Genomic DNA, 24,076 nt, shown 5'->3' on the forward strand with positions numbered 1-24,076 from the left:
CGTCCCCGGTCCGATCGCCCGGCCCCCGGCCCCCGGCCCGCGACCGGACCGGCCGGATCCGCCGGTCCCTGTGGCCTGACAAGGCCACACCTCTGTGGCCTGCCGAAAGGAGCTGCCATGGCCACCCGTGCCCCCGACGACGTGGCGGCGACCCCGCCCGCCTCACCGGTGCGGTCCAGCCCCGGATCCCACCGGCGGCATCTGGTCCACCGCCTGGACGTCAAGGCCTCCCCGTACGCCTATGTCGCCCCGTTCTTCCTGCTCTTCTGCGCCTTCGGGCTGTTCCCGCTCGCCTACACCGCCTGGGTGAGCCTGCACGAGTGGACGCTGCTGTCCGACGAGCACACCTTCGTCGGCCTCGACAACTTCCGCACGCTGCTCGCCGACGACTACTTCTGGAACGCGACGTTCAACACCATCTCCATCGGCGTGTTCTCGACGGTGCCGCAGCTGCTGCTGGCCATCTGGCTCGCGCACCTGCTGAACCGCCCGCTGAAGGCCCAGACGATCTTCCGCGTGACGCTGCTGCTGCCCAACGTCACCAGTGTCGTCGCGGTCGTCGTCATCTTCAGCCAGCTCTTCGGCCGTGACTACGGGCTGATCAACTGGGTGCTGTCCTGGTTCGGCGCCGGCGCGATCGACTGGAACGCCGGGACCGCGACCTCCCACGCCGCCATCTCCATCATGATCATGTGGCGGTGGACGGGCTACAACGCGCTGATCTTCCTGGCCGCCATGCAGGCCGTGCCCCGCGAGCTGTACGAGGCCGCGACCATCGACGGCGCCAGCGGGATGACGCAGCTGCGCAAGATCACCATTCCGATGATCCGGCCCACGATCGTGTTCGTGGTCATCACCTCCACGATCGGCGCGATGCAGATCCTCGCCGAGCCGCTGCTCTTCGGCACCTACAGCATCACCGGCGGCCCCGACCGCCAGTACCAGACCCTGGCGCTGTTCATCTACGAGAACTTCACCAAGCTGGACTTCGGGTACGCCTCCGCCGTGTCCTGGATGATGTTCGTCTTCATCGTCATCGTCGCGATCATCAACTACCTGCTGACCCGCCGGACGCGAGGGAGCCTGACGTGATGCCGCGGATCAAGGCGGGCCCCGCCCGCACGCTCACGTATCTCACGCTGATGGCGATGGCGTTCTTCTCGGCCCTCCCGCTCTACTACAGCGTGGTGGTCGCCTCCCGCGACAACTCGGCGCTGGCGGACGTGCCGCCCCCGCTGGTGCCCGGCGGCAACCTGGTCGCGAACATCACCCGCGTCTTCGACACCGTGCCCTTCGCCCTGGCGCTGCTCAACTCGGTCCTCGTCGCCGGCGGGATCGCCATCTCGGTGATGTTCTTCTCCACCCTGGCGGGGTTCGCCTTCGCCAAGCTGCGCTTCCGCGGCGGCAGGATCCTGCTGGTGATCACCGTCGCGACGATGATGGTGCCCACCCAGCTCGGCATCATCCCGCTGTACCTGCTCATGGTGAAGCTCGAGTGGACCGGCACGATGTACGCGCTGATCGTCCCGGCGCTCACCAACGCCTTCGGCGTCTTCTTCATGACGCAGTACCTGTCGCGGGCCCTGCCGACCGAGCTGCTGGAGGCCGGGCGGGTCGACGGGTGCAGCACCTGGGGCCTGTTCTGGCACGTCGTCCTGCCCGCCGCGCGCCCGGCCGCGGCCGTCCTCGGCATGCTGACCTTCATGCAGGCGTGGAACGACTACTTCTGGCCGCTGGTCGTGCTCACCCCGGAGAACCCCACCGTCCAGGTGGCGCTGTCGACGCTGGCCGCCGGATACGTCAGCGACTACGCCCTCAGCCTGGCCGGCACGGCGCTCGGAACGCTGCCGCTGGTCATCGTGTTCGCCCTGCTCGGTAAGCAGGTCATCGGAGGAATCATGCAAGGAGCTGTGAAGGGATGACAATGACCGTCACCACTCGGGGGACCCTGCCTTCATATCTGACGGAGGGGCGTGCGGTCTTCCCCGAAGGCTTCGTCTGGGGCGCCGCGACGGCGTCCTACCAGATCGAGGGGGCGGTCAGGGACGACGGCCGCGCCCTCTCGGTCTGGGACACCTTCGCGCGCACGCCCGGCAAGGTGGCCTTCGGCCACACCGGTGACGTCGCCTGCGACCACTACCATCGGTACGCCGACGACGTGCGGCTGATGAAGGACCTGGGCCTGCGCGCCTACCGGTTCTCGATCTCCTGGCCCCGCGTGCAGCCGGACGGCACCGGGCCGATCAACCCGCGTGGCCTGGACTTCTACGACCGGCTCGTGGACGAGCTGGCCGCCGCGGGCATCACGCCGTACGTCACCCTCTACCACTGGGACCTGCCCCAGACGTTGGAGGACCGCGGCGGGTGGACCTCGCGGGACACCTCCTACCGGCTGGCCGAGTACGCCGAGGCCGTGTACGCGCGCCTCGGCGACCGCGTGAGCAACTGGGCCACGCTGAACGAGCCGTGGGTCCAGGCGTTCCTCGGCTACGGCTCGGGCATCCACGCGCCGGGACGCACCGACGCCGCCTCGGCCCTGCGCGCCACCCACCACTTCCTGCTCGCGCACGGCCTGGCCACCCAGGCCCTGCGCGCGGCCGGGGCGCAGGAGATCATGCTGGCCGTCAACTCCTCGCCGGTGATCACCCCGGCGCAGAGCGCCGACCCGGGCGCCGAGCTGTCGGAGGCCGACGCCGAGGCGGTGCACCGCGTGGACTGCCTGCTCACCAAGCAGATCCTCGACCCGGTCCTGCGCGGCGCCTACCCCGAGGAGGTGCTGGCGATCGTGGAACGGCACGGCGGGCTGGACCACATCCACGACGGCGACCTGGCCGACATCCACCAGCGCCCCGACCTGATCGGCATCAACTACTACAACCCGTGCATCGTGCGGTCCAGCCCGGGCGAGCCGGCCAACCCCGCCTGGCCCGGCACCGAGGACATCCTGTTCGACCGCGTGGACGCCCCCAAGACCGCCATGGACTGGCCGATCGTCCCGACCGGCCTGTCCCGCCTGCTCGTGCGCCTGTCCAACGACTACCCCGAGGTCGGGCTGATGGTCACCGAGAACGGCGCGGCCTTCGACGACGTCGTCACCAAGGACGCCACCGGCGAGCACGTCCACGACACCGACCGCACCGCCTACCTGGAGTCCCACCTGCGGGCGGTGCACGCGGCGATCGAGGCGGGCGCCGACATGCGGGGCTACCTCGTCTGGTCGCTGCTGGACAACTTCGAGTGGGCGGAGGGCTACAACCGCCGGTTCGGCATCGTCCACGTCGACTACGCGACGCAGCGCCGCCTGCCCAAGGACAGCGCCCTGTGGTACCGCGGCGTCATCCGGGAGAATGGGCTGGCATGAAACGACCCACCTTGGAGGCGGTGGCCGCCCGGGCGGGGGTGTCGAAGTCGAGCGTGTCGCGGGTGGTGAACGGTGACGCCACCGTCACCCCCGAGATCCGCGAGCTGGTGATCCGAGCCGTGCGCGAGCTCGGCTACGTCCCCAACGGGGCGGCGCGCAGCCTGGCGACGCGGCGCACCGACGCGGTCGCCGTCATCGTCTCCGACCCGCCGATGGCGGTGATCGCCGACGACCCGATGTTCTCGGCCGTCGTGCGCACGATGAGCCGGGGGCTGGAGGAGGCGGGAAAGCAGGTCACGCTCGTCCTCGCGGGGTCGCCGGAGAGCCGGCTCCGGGTGGAGCGGTTCGTGGCCGCCGGGCACGTCGCCGGCGTCCTGCTGTTGTCGCTGCACGGCGCCGACCCCCTGCCCGCCTCGCTCGCGCGCATGGGCGTGCCCATGGTCTCGCACGGGCGGTCCGCCCCCGGGGTGCCGTACGTCGACAACGACAACCAGGGTGGCGCCCGCGTCGCGGTGCGCCACCTGCTCGGCCTGGGGCGGCGCCGGATCGCCACGATCACCGGGCCGCTCGACATGCTCGCCGCCCAGGACCGGCTCACCGGCTACCGCGAGACGCTGCGGGACACCGGCCGCCGGTCCATCGTCGCCATCGGCGACTTCACCCGCGTCTCCGGCGACGCGGGCATGCGGCAGCTTCTGGAGGACGACCCGGCGCTCGACGCGGTGTTCGCCGCGAACGACCTCATGGCCATCGGCGCCCTGCGCGCGCTGCACGAGGCCGGGCGGCGGGTGCCGGAGGACGTCGCGGTGGTGGGCTTCGACGACATCGAGGCCGCGCTTTACACCACGCCGCGGCTCACGACCGTGCGGAGCTCCATGACCGACCAGGCCGCGGCGACCACCCGGTTGCTGCTCGGCCTGCTGGAGGGGGCGCCGGGCGATCCCGTCATCATGCCGAACGAGCTGGTCGTCAGGGAATCGGCGTGACACAACCAGGGAGGGCACAGCCATGAAGCGCCCGACTCTCGAGGCCGTGGCGGCACGGGCGGGGGTCTCCCGCGCCACGGTCTCCCGGGTCGTCAACGGTGGCACCACCGTGACGCCCGAGCTCCGCGACGCCGTGATGCGCGCGGTGGACGAGATGGGGTACGTCCCGAACCTCGCGGCGCGCAGCCTGGTCACCCAGCGCACCGACTCGATCGCCCTGGTGGTCTCCGAGCCGCCCACCAGGGTGTTCTCCGACGACCCGATGTTCGCGACCGTCATACGCTCGGCCAGTGCCGAACTGGAGGAGGCCGACAGGCAGGTCATCCTCATGCTCGCCGGCACCCCCCCCGGGCACGCGCGGGTCGAGCGTTACCTCACCGGCGGGCACGTCGACGGCGTCATACTCATCTCCATGCACGGCGCCGATCCGCTGCCCGCGGCGATCACCCGCATGCGCGTCCCCGCCGTGTCGCTGGGGCGGCCCGCCGTGAACGTCAACCTGCCGTACGTCGACGCCGACAACGTGGGCGGGGCCGAGGCGGCGGTGCGCCACCTGCTCCAGCGCGGGCGGCGGCGCATCGCCACGATCGCCGGGCCGCCGGACATGATCGGCGGCCAGGACCGGCTGGCCGGGTACCGCGCGGTGCTCCAGGGCTCCGACCGCCGGTCCATCGTCGCGATCGGCGACTTCACCCGTGAGTCGGGCCTGGTCGCGATGCGGCAGCTCCTGGAGGACGACCCGGGGCTCGACGCCGTATTCGTCGCCAACGACCTGATGGCGCTCGGGGCCATGCAGGCGCTGCGGCAGGCCGGGCGGCGGGTGCCGGACGACGTCGCGGTGGTGGGGTTCGACGACATCGAGGCCGCGCGCTACACCGAGCCGCCGCTGACGACGATCCGTCAGCCGTTCCGCGAGCAGGCGGCGGCGACCGTGCGGCTGCTGCTCGGCATCATGGACGAAGGTGACGCCGCCCCCGTGATGCTGCCGACCGAGCTGATCGTGCGCGAGTCCGCGTGACGGCCCGGGACGGGGTGCGGGATTGATGGTTATTACACGAATTATCGGCCTTTCTGGCTGAAAGTGGGCGATGTGTTGACTTAGTTTACTTTTGGGGGTGATATCGCCGGACCCCGGTAAGCGCCGCGTGCGGTCATTCGACGTGCGCCGCGCTCCGAAACGCGGTCCCGGACTCGCAAGAATGCACAATTCGGTCCCGTCCCTCGTGAGCCGCAGGGCGGCCACGCGGCGCCGCGCCGGGCTGTTCCGGCTGGGTACGATCGGCGTAGACTGCCACGATGACCCCGGGCGCCCGCGGTGCCCGACGAGGACGGTGACGATGCTGGTCGAATTGACAATGCACAGCGCCGGGCTCGGCCCCCCGCCGAATGCGCCGATCGACGGCATCCGCATTTTGGCCCTCCTGCCCGGAGAATGGCGTAAAGACCTCCGGCAGGCCAACGGAGAGATCGTCATCCGGGTCGAGACCGGCGACGACATCACCCGCGCCCAGATCCACGCCATGGTCACCGAGGCGCTGAGTGATCCCTCCGTCAGCCACTGGCGCCTGCACGCCTGCGAGCCCGTCCCCGCCGCCCCGCCCTTCGAGGGCGGCCCCTGACCGCGCCGTCCGGGAACGCGAGCCCGGGAGATCACCGGCGCGGCGGCAGGCCGAACAGGGGGAACAGCGTCTCGCCGTCGCGCTGCGTGCCCAGATCCCTGTCTCACCGGCGTACGACCGGCCGTGACGCCTATGCGGGAGAAGCGGGCGCCGGCCGCTCGGATTCGGTGGATCCCGTCTCGGCGGGTCCTCGTGAGGGTCGTGGGACGTACAGCCATGCGGGCTGGTCGAACTGCTTGACCTTGGCCCGGACCTTTGTGAACTCCGAAGGCGGAAGCTCCGTACGGCCTCCCTCGACGACCTGGGCGAACACCTGCTCCGAGAGGACCGCCGCGACGAACGTGACATCGGGATCGCTGTCGCGCAGCGCGGACCTGACGGGGTCGCAGCCGAGCAGGCGGTGGACCTCGTTCATCGCCCTGGAGATGCCCGCCGTCACCGAGGCGTCGCCCCGCACCGATCCCACGTGGACGGCCACCCGCAGCCGTAGCCGGAGATCGCGGTCGTGCTCGCGGAGCCTGCGGTCGGCCCGCACCAGTTCCTCCTGCAGGTGATCGAGGAAAGGGTGGACCAGCAGAGGAAGCGTCTCCACGGGGAGCAGGGCGACCAGTTCGTCACCGGGTCGCTGCAGGAGCGACACCGAGCTCCATGCCTCCGCGAGTGAGGACCGCTCGCACACGTTCGTCAGGGCGGCGTAGATCTCGCGGTGGAGCATCGAGAGCAGGGCGTCGGGCTGCCGGCCGTAGCCGTCGACATCGACCGCGAGAAGCGCGCGAAACGGGCTGATAGTGGACATTGGGCCCTCCTGCCAACGTCGGGAGTGCTCCACACTGTGCGCTACTGGACAACGACCAACTGTCCGAAATCAGACGCCCGCCCGGCTCAGGAAATGAAACCCTCACTCGGCGGCAAGCTTGCGGAGCGCGTTGACATCGGTGACGACGATGCGGCGCCGCGCCGTGACGATCAGGCCCTGCTCTCTGAGCCGCGCCAGCTCGGCGGCGACCGTGCTTCTGGACAGCCCCGTGGCCTGTCCCAGCTCGGCCTGGTCGAGCCCCACGTCCACGGAGGCCTGCGTGCCCGACTCGGGCACCCACAGCCTCATCAGGGCATGCACGATACGCGGCCCGGCCGGCAGGGCCGCCAGTTCGGCACGCAGCGACTCGCTCTCGCGGATCCGTTTCATGGCGAGGCTCAGGAGTTCGCCCTCCAAAGCGAGCGAGCGCACCAGGGCGACGAACCGATCCGCCGGAATCAGCCGGGTATGACATCTGTCGATCGCGGTCACCGTGGCCGAACGGTCGTCGTCGCCCAGCACCGCGATCTCGCCCAGAAGCTCGCCTGGTCCGCGTACGGCCAGGATGAGCACGGTGCCGTCGGCGGCCACCCGGGACACACGGACACGGCCCGCGAGCAGCAGAAGGACGTGCGTCGGCGGATCACCTTGGTAAAGGATCACCGAGCCCGGGTCGTGGATCTTGGGGACACCCGCCGAGACCAGAGATCTCCACGTCTCCTCCGACACGATCGCGGCAAGACCGTCCACATGAACATCTTCCGCGCGACGCCCCGGGTCCGGCAACACGGTCAGGGATCGCTGGACGAGGTGGCGGGCATCAGAATTCGTCTGTGGTGAACGCCACGTGCTCGGTGCGCAGTGCGTCGTCCAGCGCCTTCGCCGCCCCTGACGTGTGCTCGGTGACCAGGCCGGCCTGGACGAAGCGGGTGACCTGGGTGCCGCCGAGGTAGCAGGAGGCTAGTTCGCGCACGTCCAGGGTGAGGTCGGCCGGGTCGGTCGAGGGCTCGTACCTGGTGACGGAATCCGGGCCGGCCGTCAGCCGGAAGCGACCCGCGTTGCGGGCCAGCGTCGGATCGTCTACCTGGAGCACCAGATCTATGGGTTCGGCCCAGGAGCGAGCCAGAAGCGCTCCACATCAGCCTGTCGAATGTGCTCGTGATCGTCTCCGCCGGGATGGGCGTGGTCGTGCTCGTGACCCTGGTGACCCTGCCGGTCCAACTGAGGCTCATGCGCCCGGAAGGCCTACGCGAGGAATGACCCTCACCTCCGCACCGCACCCCTGCCGGGCCTGTTGGTGAGGATGCCGTCCACCCGGTAGGAGATCAGGCGGCGCGCGACCTCCCGGCTGTCGACGGTCCAGGTGTAGACCCGCATGCCGTGCCGGTGGACGTCGCGGACGTACCGCGCGGTGAGGTGGCGGTGCGGCGGGTTGATCTGGCGGGCGAACTTCGCGAGCTCCGGCAGCTGCGCGGGCGCCGGCGTGCCGAGCAGGCCGACCGGGACCTCGGGCATGACGCGGTGGAAGCGCCGCATCGAGTTCCAGTCGAACGACTGGACGACCAGGCGGCCCGGACGCCGCCACGCCGGATGGCGCCGCAGCTCGCGGGCGACGCGCGCCTCGATGCCGGGGTACAGGTGCGGCTTCTTGACCTCCAGCAGCATGCCGATCCCGCTGCCGCCCAGCGCGTCGAGCGTCTCGCCGAGCGTGGGCACCCGCTCGCCCCTGTGCTTCCGCGAGAACCACGAGCCCGCGTCGAGTCTCCTGATCTGGGCGAGCGTGAGGTCGCGGACGCGCCAGGGCGCGCGCCCGGGGAAGACGCGCGCGGCGTCGGTGGTGCGGGCGAGGGTCGTGTCGTGCATCACGACCAGCTTGTGGTCCTTGGTCTCCTGGACGTCCAGCTCGAACATGTCGGCGTGCCGCCGCGCGGCGAGCCGGAAGGCCGCGATGGTGTTCTCCGGCGCCTCCTTGGACGCCCCGCGGTGGGCGACCTCGGCGACGGCCGCCCGGTCCGCGGTGGCGGGAGGCGCGGGGGTCGTCGTGAGGATCGTGGTGGTGGCCACGGTGGCGACCGTGGTCGTGACAATGAGGCCGAGTCGTCGGAACATGCGTCTCCCCGGGCTTGGCGCGGCATCTCCGCACCTTGAATCTGACCCCGTCGCATGACCATGAGTCGCCAGTTGGGCAACCCTGTGGCGCCGGATAAATGAGTATTTGTCTCGGGGTGCTATGTCCCTGTCTGCGGTAGATCGTCACCCAGCCGAGCCTTAACCCCTCAGGTCCATTTCCTGCGGCTTCCCGCGGCATCGGCCCGTGCGCGCCCTCCCTGGCGGTGCGCGCGGGCCGATGCGCGTTCCGCGCCTGGGGGAGCCGGGGAGGCGTCTGTTACGGCCGTGCGGGTGCCCCGGCATTTCGATCATGAAGAGCACGCTCCCTCGGAGGGGTTTCCGTCTCAGGGGCCGCGCGATCGGTGCTGCCCCAGAAGACGCGCGCGTGAACACGTTGACCTCAGGACGGGCCGATGGCGGGGGGAGGCCCCCCGCTCGGGCGGGGGTGAGGAGAAGGTACGCCGAACCGACTTCTCACCCCCGGCCCTTCCCTTTGGTCCGGCTTACGGGAAGGCCGAGCATGAGCGGCCCGGCCGTCGTCACCGTCCAAGCCATCGTGTGACGGCCGGCAAGTGCGCAATCCCGCGCGTATACAAGCACGCGCCGCCGATAGGACGATGGCGGCAGCTACAGGTGGTGTGAAGGGAGCGCGCTATGAAATTGACGTTGACGACATTTCTGTCGCTGGACGGGGTCATGCAGGCTCCGGGCCAGCCTGACGAGGACCGTGAGGGCGGCTTCGAGCTCGGCGGCTGGCAGATCCCCCATGGGGACGAGGACATGGGGACGTTCATCGGTGAGTGGTTCAAGGAGGCCGACGCCTTCCTGTTCGGGCGCAAGACCTACCAGATCTTCGCCGCCCACTGGCCGAACGTCATCGACGACAGCGACCCGATAGCGGCCAAGCTGAACAATTGCCCGAAGTACGTCGTGTCGGAGACTTTGGACACCGCGGACTGGGCCGGGACGACCATCCTCAAGGGCGACTTCATCGAGGAGATCATCCGGCTCAAGAACGAGCCCGGCAACGAGCTGCAGGTGCACGGCAGCGGGGCCCTCGCCCGCACGCTGATCGAGCACGGCCTCGTCGACGAGTACCGTCTGATGTTCTTCCCGGTCTTCCTCGGCAAGGGCAAGCGCCTGTTCGAGAACGGCGACCGTCTCGCCACCCTGAGTCTGGTCGAAACCAAGAAGACCAGCGCCGGCGCCGTGGTCCACATCTACCGGCCGGCCCCGCCGGCCACGGAGGCCGCCGCGGCCGCCTGAGCGTCGCGTCCGTCCAGAGGCGACGCGTCGTCCCGGCCGGGATCGTCGGCGTCGGTTCGTGCTCGCACAGATGATCACGCAGGGTCTTCGTGGCGATGGCGCCGGCCGGGGGTCTCGAACACAGGGGCCGCGGAGTGGCGACGCCGGTGTCCAGGACGGCGTCCGGCCGCGTGTTCTTGTCGGAGGCGCGCGGTAACGTCCAGGGGAACGCGCCCGCCCGGTGCCGCCGGGCCCCACCTGGAGGAGCACCTGCGATGGCCACCTATGTACTGATCCACGGCGCCGGGTCGGATTCCTGGTACTGGCATCTGGTCGTACCCGAGCTGCGGGCGCGGGGGCACGACGTCGTGGCGCCCGATCTGCCGTGTGGCGACGACGCGGCCGGCTTCCCCGAGTACGCGGAGACGGTCCTGGAGGCGATCCGCGCGCACACCGGCCGCACGGGCCGCACGGACGGCGCGGCCGACGGCGGGCTCGTTCTGGTCGCGCAGTCGCTCGGCGGGTTCACCGCCCCGCTGGTATGCGCGCGCACCCCGGTCGACCTGCTGGTGATGGTGGCGGCCATGGTGCCGTCGCCGGGGGAGTCGGCAGGCGAGTGGTGGGACAACACCGGGCAGACCCAGGCCCAGCGCGAGCTGGACGAACGCGAGGGGCGGCCGGCGGGCGAGTTCGACGAGATGGCCACCTTCCTCCATGACGTTCCCCCCGCCGTCGTGGAGGAACTGCTGTCCAGGAAGTCCCCGGGCCAGTCGGGCACGCCGTTCGCCGCCCCGTGGCCGCTCACCGCCTGGCCCGCCGTGCCGACGCGCTTCCTGCTCTGCCGCGACGACCGTTTCTTCCCGGCCCCGTTCCTGCGCCGCGTCGTCCGCGACCGCCTCGGCATCGTCCCCGACGAGATGGACGGCGGGCATCTCCCGGCCCTGGCCCGCCCGAAGGAACTGGCGGAACGCCTGGAGGCCTACCGCGCCGGGCTCGCCGCCTCGCGTTAGCGCCCGCGACCGTCGCGCCCGGGGGAGCCGGGCGCGCGTCCGGCGTGCCGGCGTGCCGGACTCCCGGAGCGTGGTGATATGAGTAGAGAGCCAGGGGTCTTTCGGTCGTCCGTTATCGGCCGGGACGACAATACGGGGTGTCCCGCCGCCGCTGCCTGGGACGAGCCTCCCTCGCCCCGGAAGGCGGGCCCTGACCTTCGCCGATGCCCCCGCGCGCACCGACCCCAGACACACCCCTATCGGACCGGGCGCGGGAAACACGCACGGTGCCCGGCCTGATACTCCATAGGGGATCGACTCGACGCTGCACGGCACCGCGCCCCGGTGCCACGAGACACGGAGGTCTGCATGGAGGATTACGGCGTCACCGGAGCGCGGGTGGACCTGGAGGTCACCGTCGACCTTCCCCAGGAGAAGCTCTGGGAGCTCATCACGTCCGTGCCGCGCATCGGCGACTGGAGCCCGGAGTGCCGCTTCGACAACTGGGTAGACGGCGACGCCGCGCCGAAGGCGGGCACGCGCTTCCAGGCGCGCAACAACAGGCAGGGCCATGAGTGGACGGTGACCTGCCAGGTCACCGAGGTCGAGACGCCGCGGACGTTCGCCTGGGAGGTTCTCGACCCGAAGGGCGACCCGGACGCGCCCTCGTCGCGGTGGCGCTACGAGCTGACGCCGGGCGAGACGCCGGACCAGACCGTGGTCCGCCACAGCTTCGAGCACGGCGCCGGGCACAGCGGCCTCCGCGACATTATCGCCATGGACCCCGACCACGCCTCCGCCATCCTCAACGGGCGTCTCGGCGAGCTCCGCGCCCACATGGAGCAGACCTTGGACGCCATGACCCGCGACCACATCCCGACCCCCCAGCACTGACCGCCTCCGCACCACCTTCCCCCCGGCGGCCCCGCCCGGCCTCAACGATCATGGACGACCACGGACCACGACGGACGCAGCCATCCGCGGTCCGGTCCACGGCCGGTCGGGGCTGAGCCCTTTCTCACCGAGGCGGGCCTTTCTCGCCGCGGCAGGTCTCACAGGGTCTTGAGGAACCTGGCCGCGATCGGCGCCGCGACCCTGCCTCCGACGCCGCCGTTCTGGACGAGGACGGCGAAGGCCAGGTCGCCGCGGTAGCCGACGAACCAGGCGTGGGCCGCGCCGCCGGACACCTCGGCGGTGCCCGTCTTGCCGGCGGTGCCCGGAGGCAGTCCGGCCTGGGCGGCGGTGCCCTGGGTGACCACGGCCTCCATCATCGCCCGCAGGCTTGCCGCGACGCCCTCGTCCAGCGGGACCGGGGGCGAGCCGGGGTCGGCGCCGGGCGTGATCACCGACTGCCGCCACGTGCCGCGGGCCACGGCCGCCGCGACCTCCGCCATGCACAGCGGGCTGGCCCGCACCGAGTTCTGCCCGATCGCGTCGGCGCCGAGCTCGTTCATGTCCTGGGGCGGGCTGATCCGGCAGGAGCTCAGGCCCGCCTTCTCGCGGAAGCCGAACCGGTCGGCGGCCTCCGCGCGCAGCCGGTCGTCGCGCAGCCGCTCGTACGCCTGCTGCGCGAACGTGGTGTTGCACGACAGGGCGAAGGCCGTGGTCAGGGAGACCGCGCCGTGGTCGGCGCCGCCGTCGTTGGTGAAGCGCCGCGCGTTCGGGATCGTGTAGGCGGCCGGGCAGGCCACCTGCGTGTCCGGGGCGAGGCCCGAGCGCAGCAGCGCGGCCGCGGTGACCACCTTGAACGCAGACCCGGGCGGGTACAGGCCGTTGAACGCCCCCTTGCCGCCCAGGGTGTCGGCGACCGCGCGGACCTCGCCGCTAGGCACGTCCACCACAACGAGCGCCGCGGGCCGCCCGGCGCCGTCCAGCGCCCGCGCGGCGGCCTCCTGCACGGGCCTGGAGATCGTCGTCTGGGCCTGCGGGGTGGACGGCGGCTGCGAGGCCAGCAGGACCTTGCCCGAGGGCTGCTCCTTGAGCTTCATCTCGGTGAAGGTCGCGTCCAGCCCGGGGAAGTAGTCGCCCGCCTTGCTGCCGGACGGGAACGGTTCGCCCTCGCGGGTCAGCGCCCCCGGCCGCTTGACCTTGGTCTCCTCCAGGCGCAGCCCGCCGCCGTCCTTCAGCGCGGGGTGCAGGGTCTCGGGCGACCACAGCACCTTCCACGCGCCGCCGCGCACACCCAGGCGCAGCATCGAGGAGAACGGCCACGCGCCGAGCCCCGTCACCTGGCGGACCCCTTGGAAGGGCACCTCGGCGGTGTCGGCGCCCGGCCGGGAGAGCGGCCCGGGGGACAGGGACACCGACGCGATCCGCAGCTCGCTCGCGAAACGCCTGTGCCGGTCGGCGAAGTCGGGCGGCGGGTCGGCGACGAGGGCGGCCATGCCGGTGAAGTCGCTGAGCCGCCAGGCGGCGAAGTAGCGCTCGGCGACCGGCCCGGGATCGCCCGGCTGGGCGGCAGGCTGTGTGGCGGGCTGTGTGGTGGGCACGGTCGTGGGGACGACGGGCTGGACCTGCGGGCCCGGCGTCGACGGGAACGACGAGGGGACGGCCACCACCGGATCGCCCGGCGAGGACGGCACGGCCGGCGGGACGGCGGGGGACGACGCCGCGAGCGTCGGCGCGGGGTCGTCGGCGGCGTGCGACGACGGCCCCTGGGGTTCCGGGGCGGCCACGAGCATGTACACGCCGAAGAAGACGATCACTGCCACCACGGTGACCATCGCCAGGGGCCATCTGTTTCGCATGCCGTCACTCTGCCGGTTTCTCATTGATTTCCCGCCGTCCCAGGCCAATAGATAGTAAATGAGACGACCGACAGAGCCGTGTTGGTTGTGTGGGTTTATGGGCTCCGATGTATCGGGGATGAACATTTGGGGGACGCGCGCGAAATGCCCGTCACCCGGGTGCGGCCCGGTGCCCGTGCGTGACGGCCACCCCTGCGTGCGGGGGCGAACGCCCGTGCCGGCAGGCCCGCGGCCGCCGTGAATACGCGGTCACGGCACGCGTCCATTCGAGAACGCGGCGTGGGGCTTTTCGCCTATGCCGATATTCGGGAAGTGTGCGGAAAATCCCGGAGGCCGACGCCGGGGCGTCCGATTTCCGCAGGCCGGGCTGTGACGTCCGATTTCCGGGTGCGAAGCCCGGCCGCCCCGGTGCCGCTCGCGCAGCAAACCGGTGCGGTGGAAGGCTTCCCCGGTGGGTGGGAGTGCGAACCGCACATCACGGGCGTGTCAGGCGTTTGAACTCCTCGACGGCGGCGGTCGGAACTCGCCGCAGAACCCCGGCCCCGTCGGGCTCGAGGTCGTAGAGGCCCATGGGGACCAGCCAGCGTTCGACCGGTTCGGTGCTCTCCCGGTACAGCCAGTCCACCAGGGCGAACAGCGGCCACCAGGTGTAGCCGACGACCGGAACGCCTTCCTCTCGCAGACGATGGACCAGCCCGATGCTGTCCCGGAGCCAGCCGGCCCGCTGCTCGGGCGTACCGGCCCTGCTGGTCTCGGTCAGGAAGACCGGCCGGCCGTACCGCGCGGCGAACTCCCGCAGCAGCTCCTCCAGCCCCGCGGTTCCCGCCTCCACGGGCAGGGGCGTCGGCGAGCCCGGCTCGAAGCGCGAGGTGGTGAAGGCCGGGTAGTAGTTCACTCCGACCACGTCCGGTGTGACCGCGGCTTCCCTGAGCCGGGCGAGCTCGCCGTCGTCGACGCCGTGCTCGCGCAGGTATCCGTAGAGCGGGTGCTCGTCGTCCAGGGCTCCGGTGATGAGGTCCATGATCAGGAATCGGCGCTCGCGGACGAGGCCGACGTCGAAGGGGAACCAGTCGCCCGCGTACCGGAAACTCGCCTCCACGTGCACGAAGGAGGCCTCCGGCTGCACCTCGGCGATGCCGCGCTGGGTCGCCACGATCCCCCGGGCGATGGCCATCGCGAGCTTGACGAACCCGTCATGGCCGGTGAGCCCCGGGGGCCACGTTCCGTTCTCACCGCAGTAGATCGCGTTGATCGTGGGTTCGTTGAGCGGGGTCCACACGTGGAGGCGGTCCCGGTAGCGCTCGGCGACGCGGGTGCCGTACTCGGCGACGCGGGACGGATAGTCGGCGTTCAGGAACTGGTTGTCGAGCCAGCGCGGCGTGCCGTAGTGCATCAGGTCGACGACGCACGTCAGGCCCAGCTCCCCCAGGCGGTCCACGACCCGGTCGAGCCAGTCCCAGCGGAAGCGGCCGGGCTCAGGTTCGAGCAGGTACCAGGGGATGCCCCAGCGGATCATCTCCGCCCCCGTGGCCGAGGCGAGGCCCAGGTCCTCGTGCCACAGGTGATAGTGCTGGGTCAGCTCGTACTCGTCGAGCTTGCGCCTGCCGGGATACTCCTGGGGGATGAACGTGTCCTCGATCCCGACGGCGAACCGCAGTCGCCCGTCCTCGAACCACCGCATCGCTATCTGATTCCTGTCGTCGCCATGCCGGCCACGAACCGGCGCTGGATGATGATGAAGAAGATGACCACCGGCAGGAGCGTCATGACGGACGCGGCCATCAGCGGGCCGTACTCCACCACGTGCTGCCCCATGAAGAGTGCGAGCCCGGCGGGAAGGGTCTGCCGTGAGGCGTCCTGGGTGATGATCAGGGGCCACAGCAGGTCGTTCCAGTTGTACATGAAGTGGAACAAGGCCAGCGTGAGCAGGGCCGGTACGGCGAGCGGCATCACGATCCGCCAGTAGATGCGGAACTCGGAGGCGCCGTCGACCCGCGCCGCGTCCTCCAGATCCCGGGGGATCGACAGCAGGAACTGGCGCAGGAAGAAGATGCCGAACGCGTTGGTCAGCCTCGGCACGATGAGCCCCTGGAAGGTGTTGATCCACCCGAGGTGCGCAAGCAGGTCGTACAGCGGGATGAGCGTCACCTGGAAGGGCACCATGAGGAGCACCAGCACCAGCACGAAGACCGCCCCCTTGCCGCGGAAGCGCAGCCGGGCGAGCGCGTAGGCGGTCATCGAGTCGAGCAGGAGCGAGCAGACGGTGACCACGCCGGCGAAGACCACGGTGTTGAGGAACAGCTGGGTGAAGGGCAGCCGCTCCCACACACCGGTGTAGTTGTCGAGCGTGAAGGTCTCAGGCAGCAGTCTCGGGGGGAAGGAGACGATCTCCGACTCGGGCTTGAACGAGGTGGTGACCATCCACACCAGGGGGAACAGCATGGCCAGGGCTATGGCCAGTCCCGTCGCCGTCGTCAGGACCCGCCAGGTCAGGCGCAGCCCGCGGTTGTCCGCCGGCATCAGTACGTCACCGCCCGCTTTCTGAAGTAGGCGACCTGGAGCATGCTCAGCACGAAGATCAGCAGGACCAGTGCCCATGACACCGCGGCCGCATAGCCGAACTGAAACTCCTTGAAGCCGACTCGATAAGTCATCATCACCAATGTCTCGGTCCTGAAGAACGGGCCGCCGTGGGTCATGACGAAGATCTGGTCGAAGGCCTGCAGCGTGGCGATCGCGGCCAGGACCACGATGAGCATGGTCTGGTTGGCCAGGAGCGGCCAGGTGATGCGGCGGAACTGCATCCAGGCGCCCGCGCCGTCGACGCGGGCCGCCTCGTAGAGCGCCGTCGGGATCGACTGAAGCCCCGCCAGGTACATCACCATGTAGAAGCCGACGTTCTTCCAGACTCCGACGATCATCACCGCCGGCATGGCCAGCGAGGGATCGCGCAGCCAGCCCTGCTCGGACACGATTCCGATCTTGGACAGCCAGTGGCTGAGCAGCCCGATGTTGGGATCGAGCAGGAAGCTCCAGGCGATCGCCACGACCGCGAGGGAGATGACGACCGGGACGAACACCGCGGTCCTGATGAAACCGCGCAGAGGCATCCGCCGGTTCAGCATGAGCGCGAGCCCGAGGGCCAGCGCCACCGAGACCGGGGTGGTCACGGCCGCGTAGTAGAGCGTGTTGACCAATGCGTTGGCGAACGCCGGATCGGACACCAGCTTTTGGTAGTTCTCGAGCCCGATCCACCGGGCCGGCGCGAACACCTGATAGTCGGTGAACGACAGATACAGCGCCTGCAGCATCGGCCAGACCACGAACACACCCAGCACGGCCAGAGTCGGCAGCATGAACAGCCACGCCGCTCTGGCCTGCCGCCTGCCGGAGGAACCGGCGCCGGTTCGCCTGGTGGGGAGTTTCACTGCCGTTCGCACGGTGGTCGTCACGGTCGCCCTCTTCCGGGGTTACTGCGCGCTGTCGAGGACGACCTGGATGTCCTTGTCGGCCTGGGCGAAGACCTGCTCGATGTCGCCCTTGCCGTTCAGCACGCGCTGCAGGGCGGGTTCGAAGATCGTTTCGTTGACCTTCTGGAACTCCTGCACGCCCGCCAGATAGAACCGCGACTTGTCGGCGTCCTGCCCGAAGAGGGCCGAGTACGGGTTGTCCTTGAGGTCGTCGGCCGTCAGGTCGGTCCTGTTGGGGGGAAAGCCGGAGTTGACCGACCAGTACTTCTGCGACTCCTTGCTGTTCCAATAGGAGAAGAAGTCCTGCGCGGCCTGCTTCTTCTGTCCGGCGGCACGCGAGCTCAGCGTGAAGGCAACGCTCGTGCCGAGCGTCACCTGAGCCTTCGGGCCCGCGGGCGGCATGGCGATGCCGAAGTCGATGCCGGCCTGCTTGAAGCCCGTCGTCATCCACGGCCCGACGATCTCCATCGCGGCCTTCTTGCTCTGGAAGAGCTTGTCGGCGTCGGCGCCGTTCAGGCCGACCGGCGCGATCTTGCCCTTGGTCACCAGGTCCACCCAGTGCTTGGCGGCCTCGATGGTGGCCGGGTCGTCCAGCGTCGCGGTGCGCCCGTCCTCGGAGACGACGCCGCCGCCGTTCTGCCAGAACAGGATCGGCCACATCGCGATCGTCGCGTGGTCGGCGATGGCCAGGCCGTACTGCTCCGGTTTGCCGTCGCCGTCGGTGTCCTTGGTCAGCTTCTTGGCGTAGTCGCCGAACTCGTCCCAGTTCGCCGGGGGCTTCTCCGGATCCAGACCCGCCTGGCGGAACATGTCCTTGTTCCAGTAGAGCTTCAGCGTGGTGAAGTTCATCGGGACGCCGTACTTCTTGCCCTTGAAGACCGTGGCGTCGACGGCGGAGCGCACCAGCACGTTCGGGTCGACCCCCTGCGGGCCGTAGGCGTCGTCGAGCGGCTGGAAGACGTCGCGCGCGGCGTACTGCGGGATCTGCGCCGTGTCCATCGCGGAGATGTCGGGACCCGTTCCGGAGCCCAGGCTGGGCAGCAGCTTCTCGAAGAACACGTCCCAGGGCATGATCTCCATCTCGATCTTCACCTTGTTCTGTGACGCGTTGTACTTGGACACGATGCCCTCGACCGCCGCCCGGTCCGGCCCCGTGAAGCCGTTCCAGAATTTCAGGGTCACCGGTCCGCTCGAACCGCCGGTGTCGCTGTCTCCCTGTCCCTGGCCGGCGCAGGCCGTCGAGAGCAGGGCGATCGCGGCGGTCATCGTGACGAGCCGTACCCGGCTGCGCAATCTCATGAGAATCTCCTCTCCCCCCGACTTTTTCTGATTTTTCGGTCAGCTGACCTAGAGCCCCCGGCGTACGGCCTGGCCCCTGGCCAGCCGTACGACGTTGAACGAGATGGGCGGCAGGACCGCCGACAGCCGGTCCCCACCGAGCACGACCCCGTCCAACGCTCGCGGGACGACCCGGTTGGGCGTCTTCTCGCTGTTGCGAGCCCCGGCGTCCTCATCGGCCACGACCACGTGGCGAGCGTCCGTGAAGCCGGGCAGGCCGCGCAGATCGATCTCGAGCGGGAGCGGCCGCTCGCTCCGGTTCGCCGCGAAGACCGTCAGCTCCCCCCTGTCGTCGTCGTGGGTGGCCGCGGCGGCGAGCGCAGCCACCTCCCCGAACCGCTCGGTCGGGAACGTGGGCGAGGCGACCTCCACCCGCAGGACGCGGCCGCGCGCGTGCGCGGCGGTGAGCGCGAACGGGTGGAAGATCGTCTGACGCCAGGCCGGCCCGCCCGGTTCCGTGCGGATAGGCGCGATGACGTTGGCGAGCTGGGCCTGGCAGGCGATGCCGACCCTGTCGGCGTGGTTGAGCAGGGTGATCAGCAGGCTTCCCACCACCACGGCGGCCGTCACGTCGTAGTCTTCCTCGATGATCCGCGGCGCCTCGGCCCATTCGAGGCCCGCCTCGCCGCCGAACAGGCTCTGCGACCACACGTTCCACTCGTCGAAGGAGAGCTTGAGCCGCTTGCGGCTGCCCAGCTTGGCGGCGACGTGGTCGGCGGTGGCGACCACCGCGTCGATGTGGGCGTCCATCTCGACGGCCGACGCCAGATAGCTCGCGCGGTCGCCTGCGGCGGGGTCGTAGTAGGCGTGCAGCGAGATGTAGTCCACGTGCTCGAGGCAGTGCCCGAGCACCGTCGCCTCCCATGAGGCGAACGTCGGCATCCCGCTGTTGGAGCTGCCGCAGGCCACCAGCTCCACACGGGGGTCCACGCGCCTCATCGCCTTGGCGGTCTCGGCCGCGAGTCGGCCGTACTCCTCCGCGGTCTTGCCGCCGACCTGCCACGGCCCGTCCATCTCGTTGCCCAGGCACCACAGGCGCAGGTCGTACGGCTCACGGCGGCCGTGCTTGACGCGCAGGTCCGACCAGCGGGTGCCCTGCGGGTGGTTGGCGTACTCGAGCAGGTCACATGCTTCACGGATGCCCCGGGTCCCGAGGTTCACCGCCATCATCGGCTCGGCAGGCAGCTCGCCGGCCCACGACATGAACTCGCCCAGGCCGAACGCGTTGGTCTCGATCTGCCGCCAGGCGAGGTCGAGCCTCGTGGGCCGCTCGTCGGCGGGGCCCACCCCGTCTTCCCAGGTGTAGTTCGAGACGAAGTTGCCCCCGGGATAGCGAACGACCGTCACGCCCATCTCCCTGGCCAGCTCGATCACGTCACGGCGCAGGCCGGACTCCCCGGCCTCCGGATGCCCGGGCTCGTACACGCCTGTGTAGACCGACCGGCCCATGTGCTCGACGAACGATCCGAACAGGCGCCGCTCGACCGGGCCGATCTCGAAGGCCGGGTCGAGGATGAGCTTGGCGGATTCCACGGGCCGTCCTCCTCATTGTTTCGTGGCGGTTACGAGATATACATCGTTGTATATAACGTTGTAAAGAGGTCCTACACTCATCTACATCCACATGGAGCGAGAGGCCAGGCATGGGGGAACCCACACGATCGATGCCGTCGGCGCCGGACCCGGACGATCGCCGCCGGGTCGGGATGAAGGACGTGGCCCGGCTGGCCGGTGTCTCGGTGAAGACGGTGTCGAACGTCGTCAACGGCTACATTCACGTCACGCCGAAGACGCGTGCGCGGGTCGAGCAGGTCATCAAGGAGCTCAACTACCGGCCGAACGTGTCCGCGCGAAACCTTCGCCAGGGCCGTTCAGGGATCATCGCACTGGCCGTGCCCGAGCTGGACATCCCCTACTTCGCCGAGCTCGCCCGGCTGGTGGTCGCCGCAGCCGGGGAACGCGGGCTGACCGTGCTCATCGACCAGACCGGCGGGAACAGGGACCGCGAGCAGCAGGTCGCCAAGGGCATCAGGGACCATCTGATCGACGGTCTCATCTTGAGCCCTCTCGCGCTGACCGCAGACGACCTCAGCGCGCGCACCGACGACACCCCGATGGTCCTGCTGGGTGAGCGCATCCACAACGGCCCCGCCGACCACGTCGTCGTCGACAACGTCACCGCGGCCAAGGAGGCGACCATGCATCTGGCCGCCCTCGGCCGTCGCCGGATCGCCGCGATCGGTGCGCAGGACGAGGCCGCCGGTGAGACGGCGCGGCTGCGCCTGGCCGGATACCGCCAAGCCCTGGAGGAGGCCGGCCTCCCCGTCGACGAGAGCCTCGTCGCTCCTGTCGCCGCCTACCACCGCGCGGACGGCGCCAGGGCGATGGCCCGCCTCCTGGACGCCGCCGATCCTCCGGACGCCGTCTTCTGCTTCAGCGACCTGCTCGCCCTCGGCGCGCTCCGCACGCTCCTGGAACGCGGCTACGACGTGCCGCCCCAGGTCGCCCTCGCCGGGTTCGACGACATCGAGGACGGACGCTACGGCACGCCCACCCTGACCACCATCTCCCCGGACAAGCAGCAGATCAGCCGCCAGGCCGTCGAACTTCTCGCGGAGCGGATGTCGGGCGTCGTCCAGGGGGCCGCCCGGGAGATCTACGTCGACCACCGTCTCGTGATCCGCGAGAGCACCATCGGCCGGGGAGCGTGACCGCGTTCCGGCCAACTGGCCTACTGGTGGCGTCAATGCTTAGTTCAATATTCATAGAAAAGCCTCACTCGCCCGCGCCCGCGCGTCGTGCCGCCCTCGTTACCGCTCCTTCTAAGATCAAGCCGGAAGCGAGCGGATACGCGCGGCGGGCCGTACCGCACACCTGGCCCGGTACGGCTCGCCCGCGAGCCCGCGAGCCCGCGATCGGCAGGGGACCGGCTCTTCAGGCCCGTGGACGCGATCCCCTCCATGATCCGCCGGTGGAAGATCGTCAGAACGACGATCACCGGGATCACCGCCGGCGCCGCCCCGGCCATGACGTGGTAATCCCGCCCGGACCCGGTGCTCGCGAGCTGCTGCAGGGCCGGCGGCAGCGCAGCTCGGGGTCGTTGAGCACGATCAGCGGCCACACCCGTTCTGATTTGAGCTACGAACAAACCCAGAATCTCCCGGAAACGCTTTGGTGACGTGCGAAGGCCCGGCGGCGCGCCGTTTCGCGGCCTCGGGCGCGCGGGCGGTTTCAATCTCTGAACTAACATGGCCGCAGAACTCCGGGGAGGTCAGATCATGGCGAGGCCCGAGCGCAGGACGGTGCGGGATGTCCGCAGAGGCAACCGCTCCATGCTGCTGCGCACCCTCTACTTCGCCGGGCCCACCAGCAGAAACGACCTCACCCGGCTCACCGGCCTGAGCGCCGCCACCGTCAGCACCATGACCGGCGACCTGCTCGGCGAGGGCATCATCACCGAGGCCGGCCAGGTCGAGTCCGACGGCGGGCGCCCGCGCGTCCTGCTGCGTGTCGACTCGCTCTACGGCTACGCCATCGGCGTCGACGTCGCCGAGACGCACGTCCGCGTCGAGCTGTTCGACCTCGGCATGAACGAGCGCGCCAAGGTCGAGTACGCCCTGCGGCCTGCCCGCCACGACCCCGAGCTGGTCGCCCGCCACATCATCGCGGGCATCGAGGTCGTCCTCTCCGACGCGGGGGTGCCGTCCGCGCAGGTCCTCGGCGTCGGCGTGGGCGTCCCCGGCATCGTCGAGCGCGGCGAGGACGTCGTGATCCACGCCAAGACCTTCGGCTGGGAGGGCGTGCCCCTCGGTGCGCTGCTGCGCGCGGGGTCTGCGCTCCCGCTGCCCCCGCTGCACGTCGGCAACGGCACCAATGCGATGGGCCAGGCCGAGCTGTGGTTCGGCTCCGGGCGGGACGCCGGCGACGCCGTCATCGTGCTCATCGGCTCCGGGGTCGGCGCGGCCGTCGTCACCGGCGGCGCCACCTTCCACGGGGTCAGCAGCAGCGCCGGCGAGTGGGGCCACACCAAGATCGTCGCGGGGGGTCGGCCCTGCCGGTGCGGCGGGCGCGGCTGCCTGGAGGCTTACATCGGGGCCGAGGCCATCCTCGAACGGGCCGGCGTCTCCACCCAGACCGCGGACCGGCACGAGGAACTGACCCGCCTGCTGGCCTCCGACTCGCCCGTGGTGGAGGAGACGATCGACTACCTCGGCGTCGGGCTCGGCAACCTGGTCAACCTCATCAACCCCGGGCGCATCGTCGTCGGAGGCTGGGTCGGCCTGCTGCTCGGCGAGCGGCTGCTGCCCGCCATCCGCCGCGCCGCCGCCGAGAACTCCCTGCCCCAGCCGTACGCCGCCACATCGATCGTCCTCGGCCGCCTGGGGCCCGACGCGGTCGCCCTGGGCGCGGCCACGCTCGTTCTGGAGGAATTCTTCGCCGCCGCCCCGGCGGCCCACGCACGCGAAAGGCCGGTCACCAGAAGGGACCGGCCTTTCGCGTCAGATGGTGGGCGATACTGGGATTGAACCAGTGGCCTCTACCGTGTCAAGGTAGCGCTCTCCCACTGAGCTAATCGCCCTCGATGAGGAATCAGAGCGGACGACGGGATTCGAACCCGCGACCCTCACCTTGGCAAGGTGATGCTCTACCAGCTGAGCCACGTCCGCATGCCCACCTCGGGAGACCCGCGCCCGTGGTGACGACACGGAGACTCTAGCGGGTTTTCGCCGCCTGTGCCTAACCGGCGGGCGATCCGCGGAAGGTGCGGGCGACCATGCGCTCGACGGCCGGGAGCGTCAGGAAGATCTCCAGGATGCGGGTCAGCCGGTGGATCTCGATGCGGTGGAACGGCGGCCCCTCGGCCCTGGCCAGCAGGAACGTGAGCGCGAGCGGCGGCAGGGGGGCCGCGATGATGTGCAGCCCCGAGGGCAGCGTGTGCGCCTCCGGGCGGGTCGGCGTGATCGACGGGAACGGCACGTCGGTCGGGGCGCGCCAGCTCGAGTGGACGATGCTGCGCGGCTGCCGCTCGGTCGCGGCGGCGGCCCAGTCGGCACTGAACAGCACCGGCATGGAGTCGATCAACGTCGCCAGCGCGCGGTCGCCCGCCGTGGTGATGTACTTGAGGATCTCCAGCTCGGGGTAGGTGCCCGGCGCCTCCCGCGTGGCCCACACCCCTTCGACGACCACCCCGGGAACCGTCTCCAGCCCCTGCACGAGCGTGTCGCGCGGCGCGGTGTCCGGCCAGTACACCGTGAGGTCGTCCACGGCCCGGCCCTCGCCGCGTTCGAGCACGACGAGCTGGATGATGTCGGCTCCCGCGACGCCGAGCACGCGCGTCACCTGGCCCAGGGACCCCGGGCGGTCAGGCAGTGAGATACGCAGCCTCAGCAGCATCCACGCCCTCCGTCCGTCGCGT

23 protein-coding genes and 2 tRNA genes are annotated in these 24,076 nt (G+C 70.2%); 12 read left to right on the forward strand and 13 right to left on the reverse strand.

Features of this window, described 5'->3' with window-relative positions:
* The first annotated feature begins 117 nt into the window (after positions 1-117).
* The 6 genes from AB0H21_RS28165 (at position 118) to AB0H21_RS28190 (ending at position 5,966) form a co-directional block, all read left to right on the forward strand.
* Positions 118-1,092, forward strand: coding sequence for a sugar ABC transporter permease (locus AB0H21_RS28165; protein WP_358522274.1), 975 nt, complete (start codon positions 118-120; stop codon positions 1,090-1,092).
* Positions 1,092-1,922, forward strand: coding sequence for a carbohydrate ABC transporter permease (locus tag AB0H21_RS28170; protein ID WP_358522604.1), 831 nt, complete (start codon positions 1,092-1,094; stop codon positions 1,920-1,922). Before AB0H21_RS28165 ends, AB0H21_RS28170 begins: the two co-directional genes overlap by 1 nt.
* Before the next feature lie 2 nt (positions 1,923-1,924).
* Positions 1,925-3,361: a GH1 family beta-glucosidase gene (locus AB0H21_RS28175; RefSeq protein ID WP_358522607.1), complete on the forward strand. Its 1,437-nt coding sequence runs from the start codon at positions 1,925-1,927 to the stop codon at positions 3,359-3,361.
* Positions 3,358-4,347, forward strand: coding sequence for a LacI family DNA-binding transcriptional regulator (locus AB0H21_RS28180; protein ID WP_358522277.1), 990 nt, complete (start codon positions 3,358-3,360; stop codon positions 4,345-4,347). The genes AB0H21_RS28175 and AB0H21_RS28180 overlap by 4 nt, the downstream gene beginning before the upstream one ends.
* A gap of 22 nt (positions 4,348-4,369) precedes the next feature.
* A complete protein-coding gene (locus AB0H21_RS28185) occupies positions 4,370-5,365 on the forward strand; it encodes a LacI family DNA-binding transcriptional regulator (RefSeq protein WP_358522279.1) in 996 nt (331 codons plus the stop codon).
* A 319-nt stretch (positions 5,366-5,684) separates the two neighbouring features.
* Positions 5,685-5,966: a hypothetical protein gene (locus AB0H21_RS28190; RefSeq protein ID WP_358522282.1), complete on the forward strand. Its 282-nt coding sequence runs from the start codon at positions 5,685-5,687 to the stop codon at positions 5,964-5,966.
* Between the two features lie 130 nt (positions 5,967-6,096).
* Here AB0H21_RS28190 and AB0H21_RS28195 read toward each other — a convergent pair whose 3' ends face one another.
* The 4 genes from AB0H21_RS28195 to AB0H21_RS28210 all read right to left on the reverse strand — a co-directional run bounded on the left by AB0H21_RS28195 (position 6,097) and on the right by AB0H21_RS28210 (position 8,871).
* Positions 6,097-6,762, reverse strand: a complete 666-nt coding sequence (locus tag AB0H21_RS28195; RefSeq protein WP_358522284.1) for a hypothetical protein — start codon at positions 6,760-6,762, stop codon at positions 6,097-6,099.
* A 102-nt stretch (positions 6,763-6,864) separates the two neighbouring features.
* A complete protein-coding gene (locus AB0H21_RS28200; protein WP_358522286.1) occupies positions 6,865-7,512 on the reverse strand; it encodes a Crp/Fnr family transcriptional regulator in 648 nt (215 codons plus the stop codon).
* 70 nt (positions 7,513-7,582) lie between these two features.
* Positions 7,583-7,888: a sterol carrier protein domain-containing protein gene (locus AB0H21_RS28205; RefSeq protein ID WP_358522609.1), complete on the reverse strand. Its 306-nt coding sequence runs from the start codon at positions 7,886-7,888 to the stop codon at positions 7,583-7,585.
* A 137-nt stretch (positions 7,889-8,025) separates the two neighbouring features.
* Positions 8,026-8,871: a glycerophosphodiester phosphodiesterase family protein gene (locus AB0H21_RS28210; RefSeq protein ID WP_358522288.1), complete on the reverse strand. Its 846-nt coding sequence runs from the start codon at positions 8,869-8,871 to the stop codon at positions 8,026-8,028.
* 654 nt (positions 8,872-9,525) lie between these two features.
* Here AB0H21_RS28210 and AB0H21_RS28215 point away from each other — a divergent pair.
* From AB0H21_RS28215 to AB0H21_RS28225, 3 genes are all read left to right on the forward strand, one after another.
* Entirely contained in the window at positions 9,526-10,137 is a 612-nt protein-coding gene (locus tag AB0H21_RS28215; protein WP_358522291.1) for a dihydrofolate reductase family protein, read from the forward strand.
* A 254-nt stretch (positions 10,138-10,391) separates the two neighbouring features.
* Positions 10,392-11,126: an alpha/beta hydrolase gene (locus tag AB0H21_RS28220; RefSeq protein WP_358522293.1), complete on the forward strand. Its 735-nt coding sequence runs from the start codon at positions 10,392-10,394 to the stop codon at positions 11,124-11,126.
* Positions 11,127-11,474: 348 nt separating this feature from the next.
* On the forward strand, positions 11,475-11,999 hold the full coding sequence (locus AB0H21_RS28225; RefSeq protein ID WP_358522295.1) for an SRPBCC family protein: 525 nt from the start codon (positions 11,475-11,477) through the stop codon (positions 11,997-11,999).
* Between the two features lie 158 nt (positions 12,000-12,157).
* On the opposite strand, the gene AB0H21_RS28230 is transcribed toward AB0H21_RS28225, so the two are convergent.
* The 6 genes from AB0H21_RS28230 to AB0H21_RS28255 form a co-directional block, all read right to left on the reverse strand.
* Positions 12,158-13,852: a penicillin-binding transpeptidase domain-containing protein gene (locus AB0H21_RS28230; protein WP_358522298.1), complete on the reverse strand. Its 1,695-nt coding sequence runs from the start codon at positions 13,850-13,852 to the stop codon at positions 12,158-12,160.
* A gap of 475 nt (positions 13,853-14,327) precedes the next feature.
* A complete protein-coding gene (locus AB0H21_RS28235) occupies positions 14,328-15,533 on the reverse strand; it encodes a family 1 glycosylhydrolase (RefSeq protein ID WP_358522301.1) in 1,206 nt (401 codons plus the stop codon).
* 2 nt (positions 15,534-15,535) lie between these two features.
* Positions 15,536-16,372: a carbohydrate ABC transporter permease gene (locus AB0H21_RS28240; protein ID WP_358522304.1), complete on the reverse strand. Its 837-nt coding sequence runs from the start codon at positions 16,370-16,372 to the stop codon at positions 15,536-15,538.
* Positions 16,372-17,280 carry a sugar ABC transporter permease gene (locus tag AB0H21_RS28245; RefSeq protein WP_358522307.1) on the reverse strand — a complete coding sequence of 303 codons (909 nt, stop codon included), beginning with the start codon at positions 17,278-17,280 and terminating at the stop codon, positions 16,372-16,374. Before AB0H21_RS28245 ends, AB0H21_RS28240 begins: the two co-directional genes overlap by 1 nt.
* A 42-nt stretch (positions 17,281-17,322) precedes the next feature.
* Positions 17,323-18,621 (reverse strand): ABC transporter substrate-binding protein, encoded by a 1,299-nt coding sequence (locus AB0H21_RS28250; protein WP_358522310.1) that lies wholly within the window; start codon positions 18,619-18,621, stop codon positions 17,323-17,325.
* A gap of 48 nt (positions 18,622-18,669) precedes the next feature.
* On the reverse strand, positions 18,670-20,193 hold the full coding sequence (locus AB0H21_RS28255) for an alpha-N-arabinofuranosidase (RefSeq protein ID WP_358522313.1): 1,524 nt from the start codon (positions 20,191-20,193) through the stop codon (positions 18,670-18,672).
* A gap of 131 nt (positions 20,194-20,324) precedes the next feature.
* Between AB0H21_RS28255 and AB0H21_RS28260 the strand changes: the two genes are divergently transcribed.
* The 3 genes from AB0H21_RS28260 to AB0H21_RS28270 all read left to right on the forward strand — a co-directional run bounded on the left by AB0H21_RS28260 (position 20,325) and on the right by AB0H21_RS28270 (position 23,186).
* A complete protein-coding gene (locus AB0H21_RS28260) occupies positions 20,325-21,371 on the forward strand; it encodes a LacI family DNA-binding transcriptional regulator (protein ID WP_358522316.1) in 1,047 nt (348 codons plus the stop codon).
* Positions 21,372-21,631: 260 nt separating this feature from the next.
* Positions 21,632-21,838, forward strand: coding sequence for a hypothetical protein (locus AB0H21_RS28265; protein ID WP_358522317.1), 207 nt, complete (start codon positions 21,632-21,634; stop codon positions 21,836-21,838).
* A 100-nt stretch (positions 21,839-21,938) separates the two neighbouring features.
* Positions 21,939-23,186 carry an ROK family protein gene (locus AB0H21_RS28270; RefSeq protein ID WP_358522320.1) on the forward strand — a complete coding sequence of 416 codons (1,248 nt, stop codon included), beginning with the start codon at positions 21,939-21,941 and terminating at the stop codon, positions 23,184-23,186.
* Here AB0H21_RS28270 and AB0H21_RS28275 read toward each other — a convergent pair.
* From AB0H21_RS28275 to AB0H21_RS28285, 3 genes are all read right to left on the reverse strand, one after another.
* Positions 23,165-23,239: transfer RNA gene (locus tag AB0H21_RS28275), tRNA-Val, on the reverse strand. The genes AB0H21_RS28270 and AB0H21_RS28275 overlap by 22 nt on opposite strands.
* A gap of 15 nt (positions 23,240-23,254) precedes the next feature.
* Positions 23,255-23,327: transfer RNA gene (locus AB0H21_RS28280), tRNA-Gly, on the reverse strand.
* A 70-nt stretch (positions 23,328-23,397) separates the two neighbouring features.
* Positions 23,398-24,054 (reverse strand): amino acid-binding protein, encoded by a 657-nt coding sequence (locus AB0H21_RS28285; RefSeq protein ID WP_358522323.1) that lies wholly within the window; start codon positions 24,052-24,054, stop codon positions 23,398-23,400.
* Positions 24,055-24,076 lie beyond the last annotated feature (22 nt).

The organism is Sphaerisporangium sp. NPDC051011, from assembly GCF_040653595.1.
Classification (GTDB): Bacteria; Actinomycetota; Actinomycetes; order Streptosporangiales; family Streptosporangiaceae; genus Sphaerisporangium.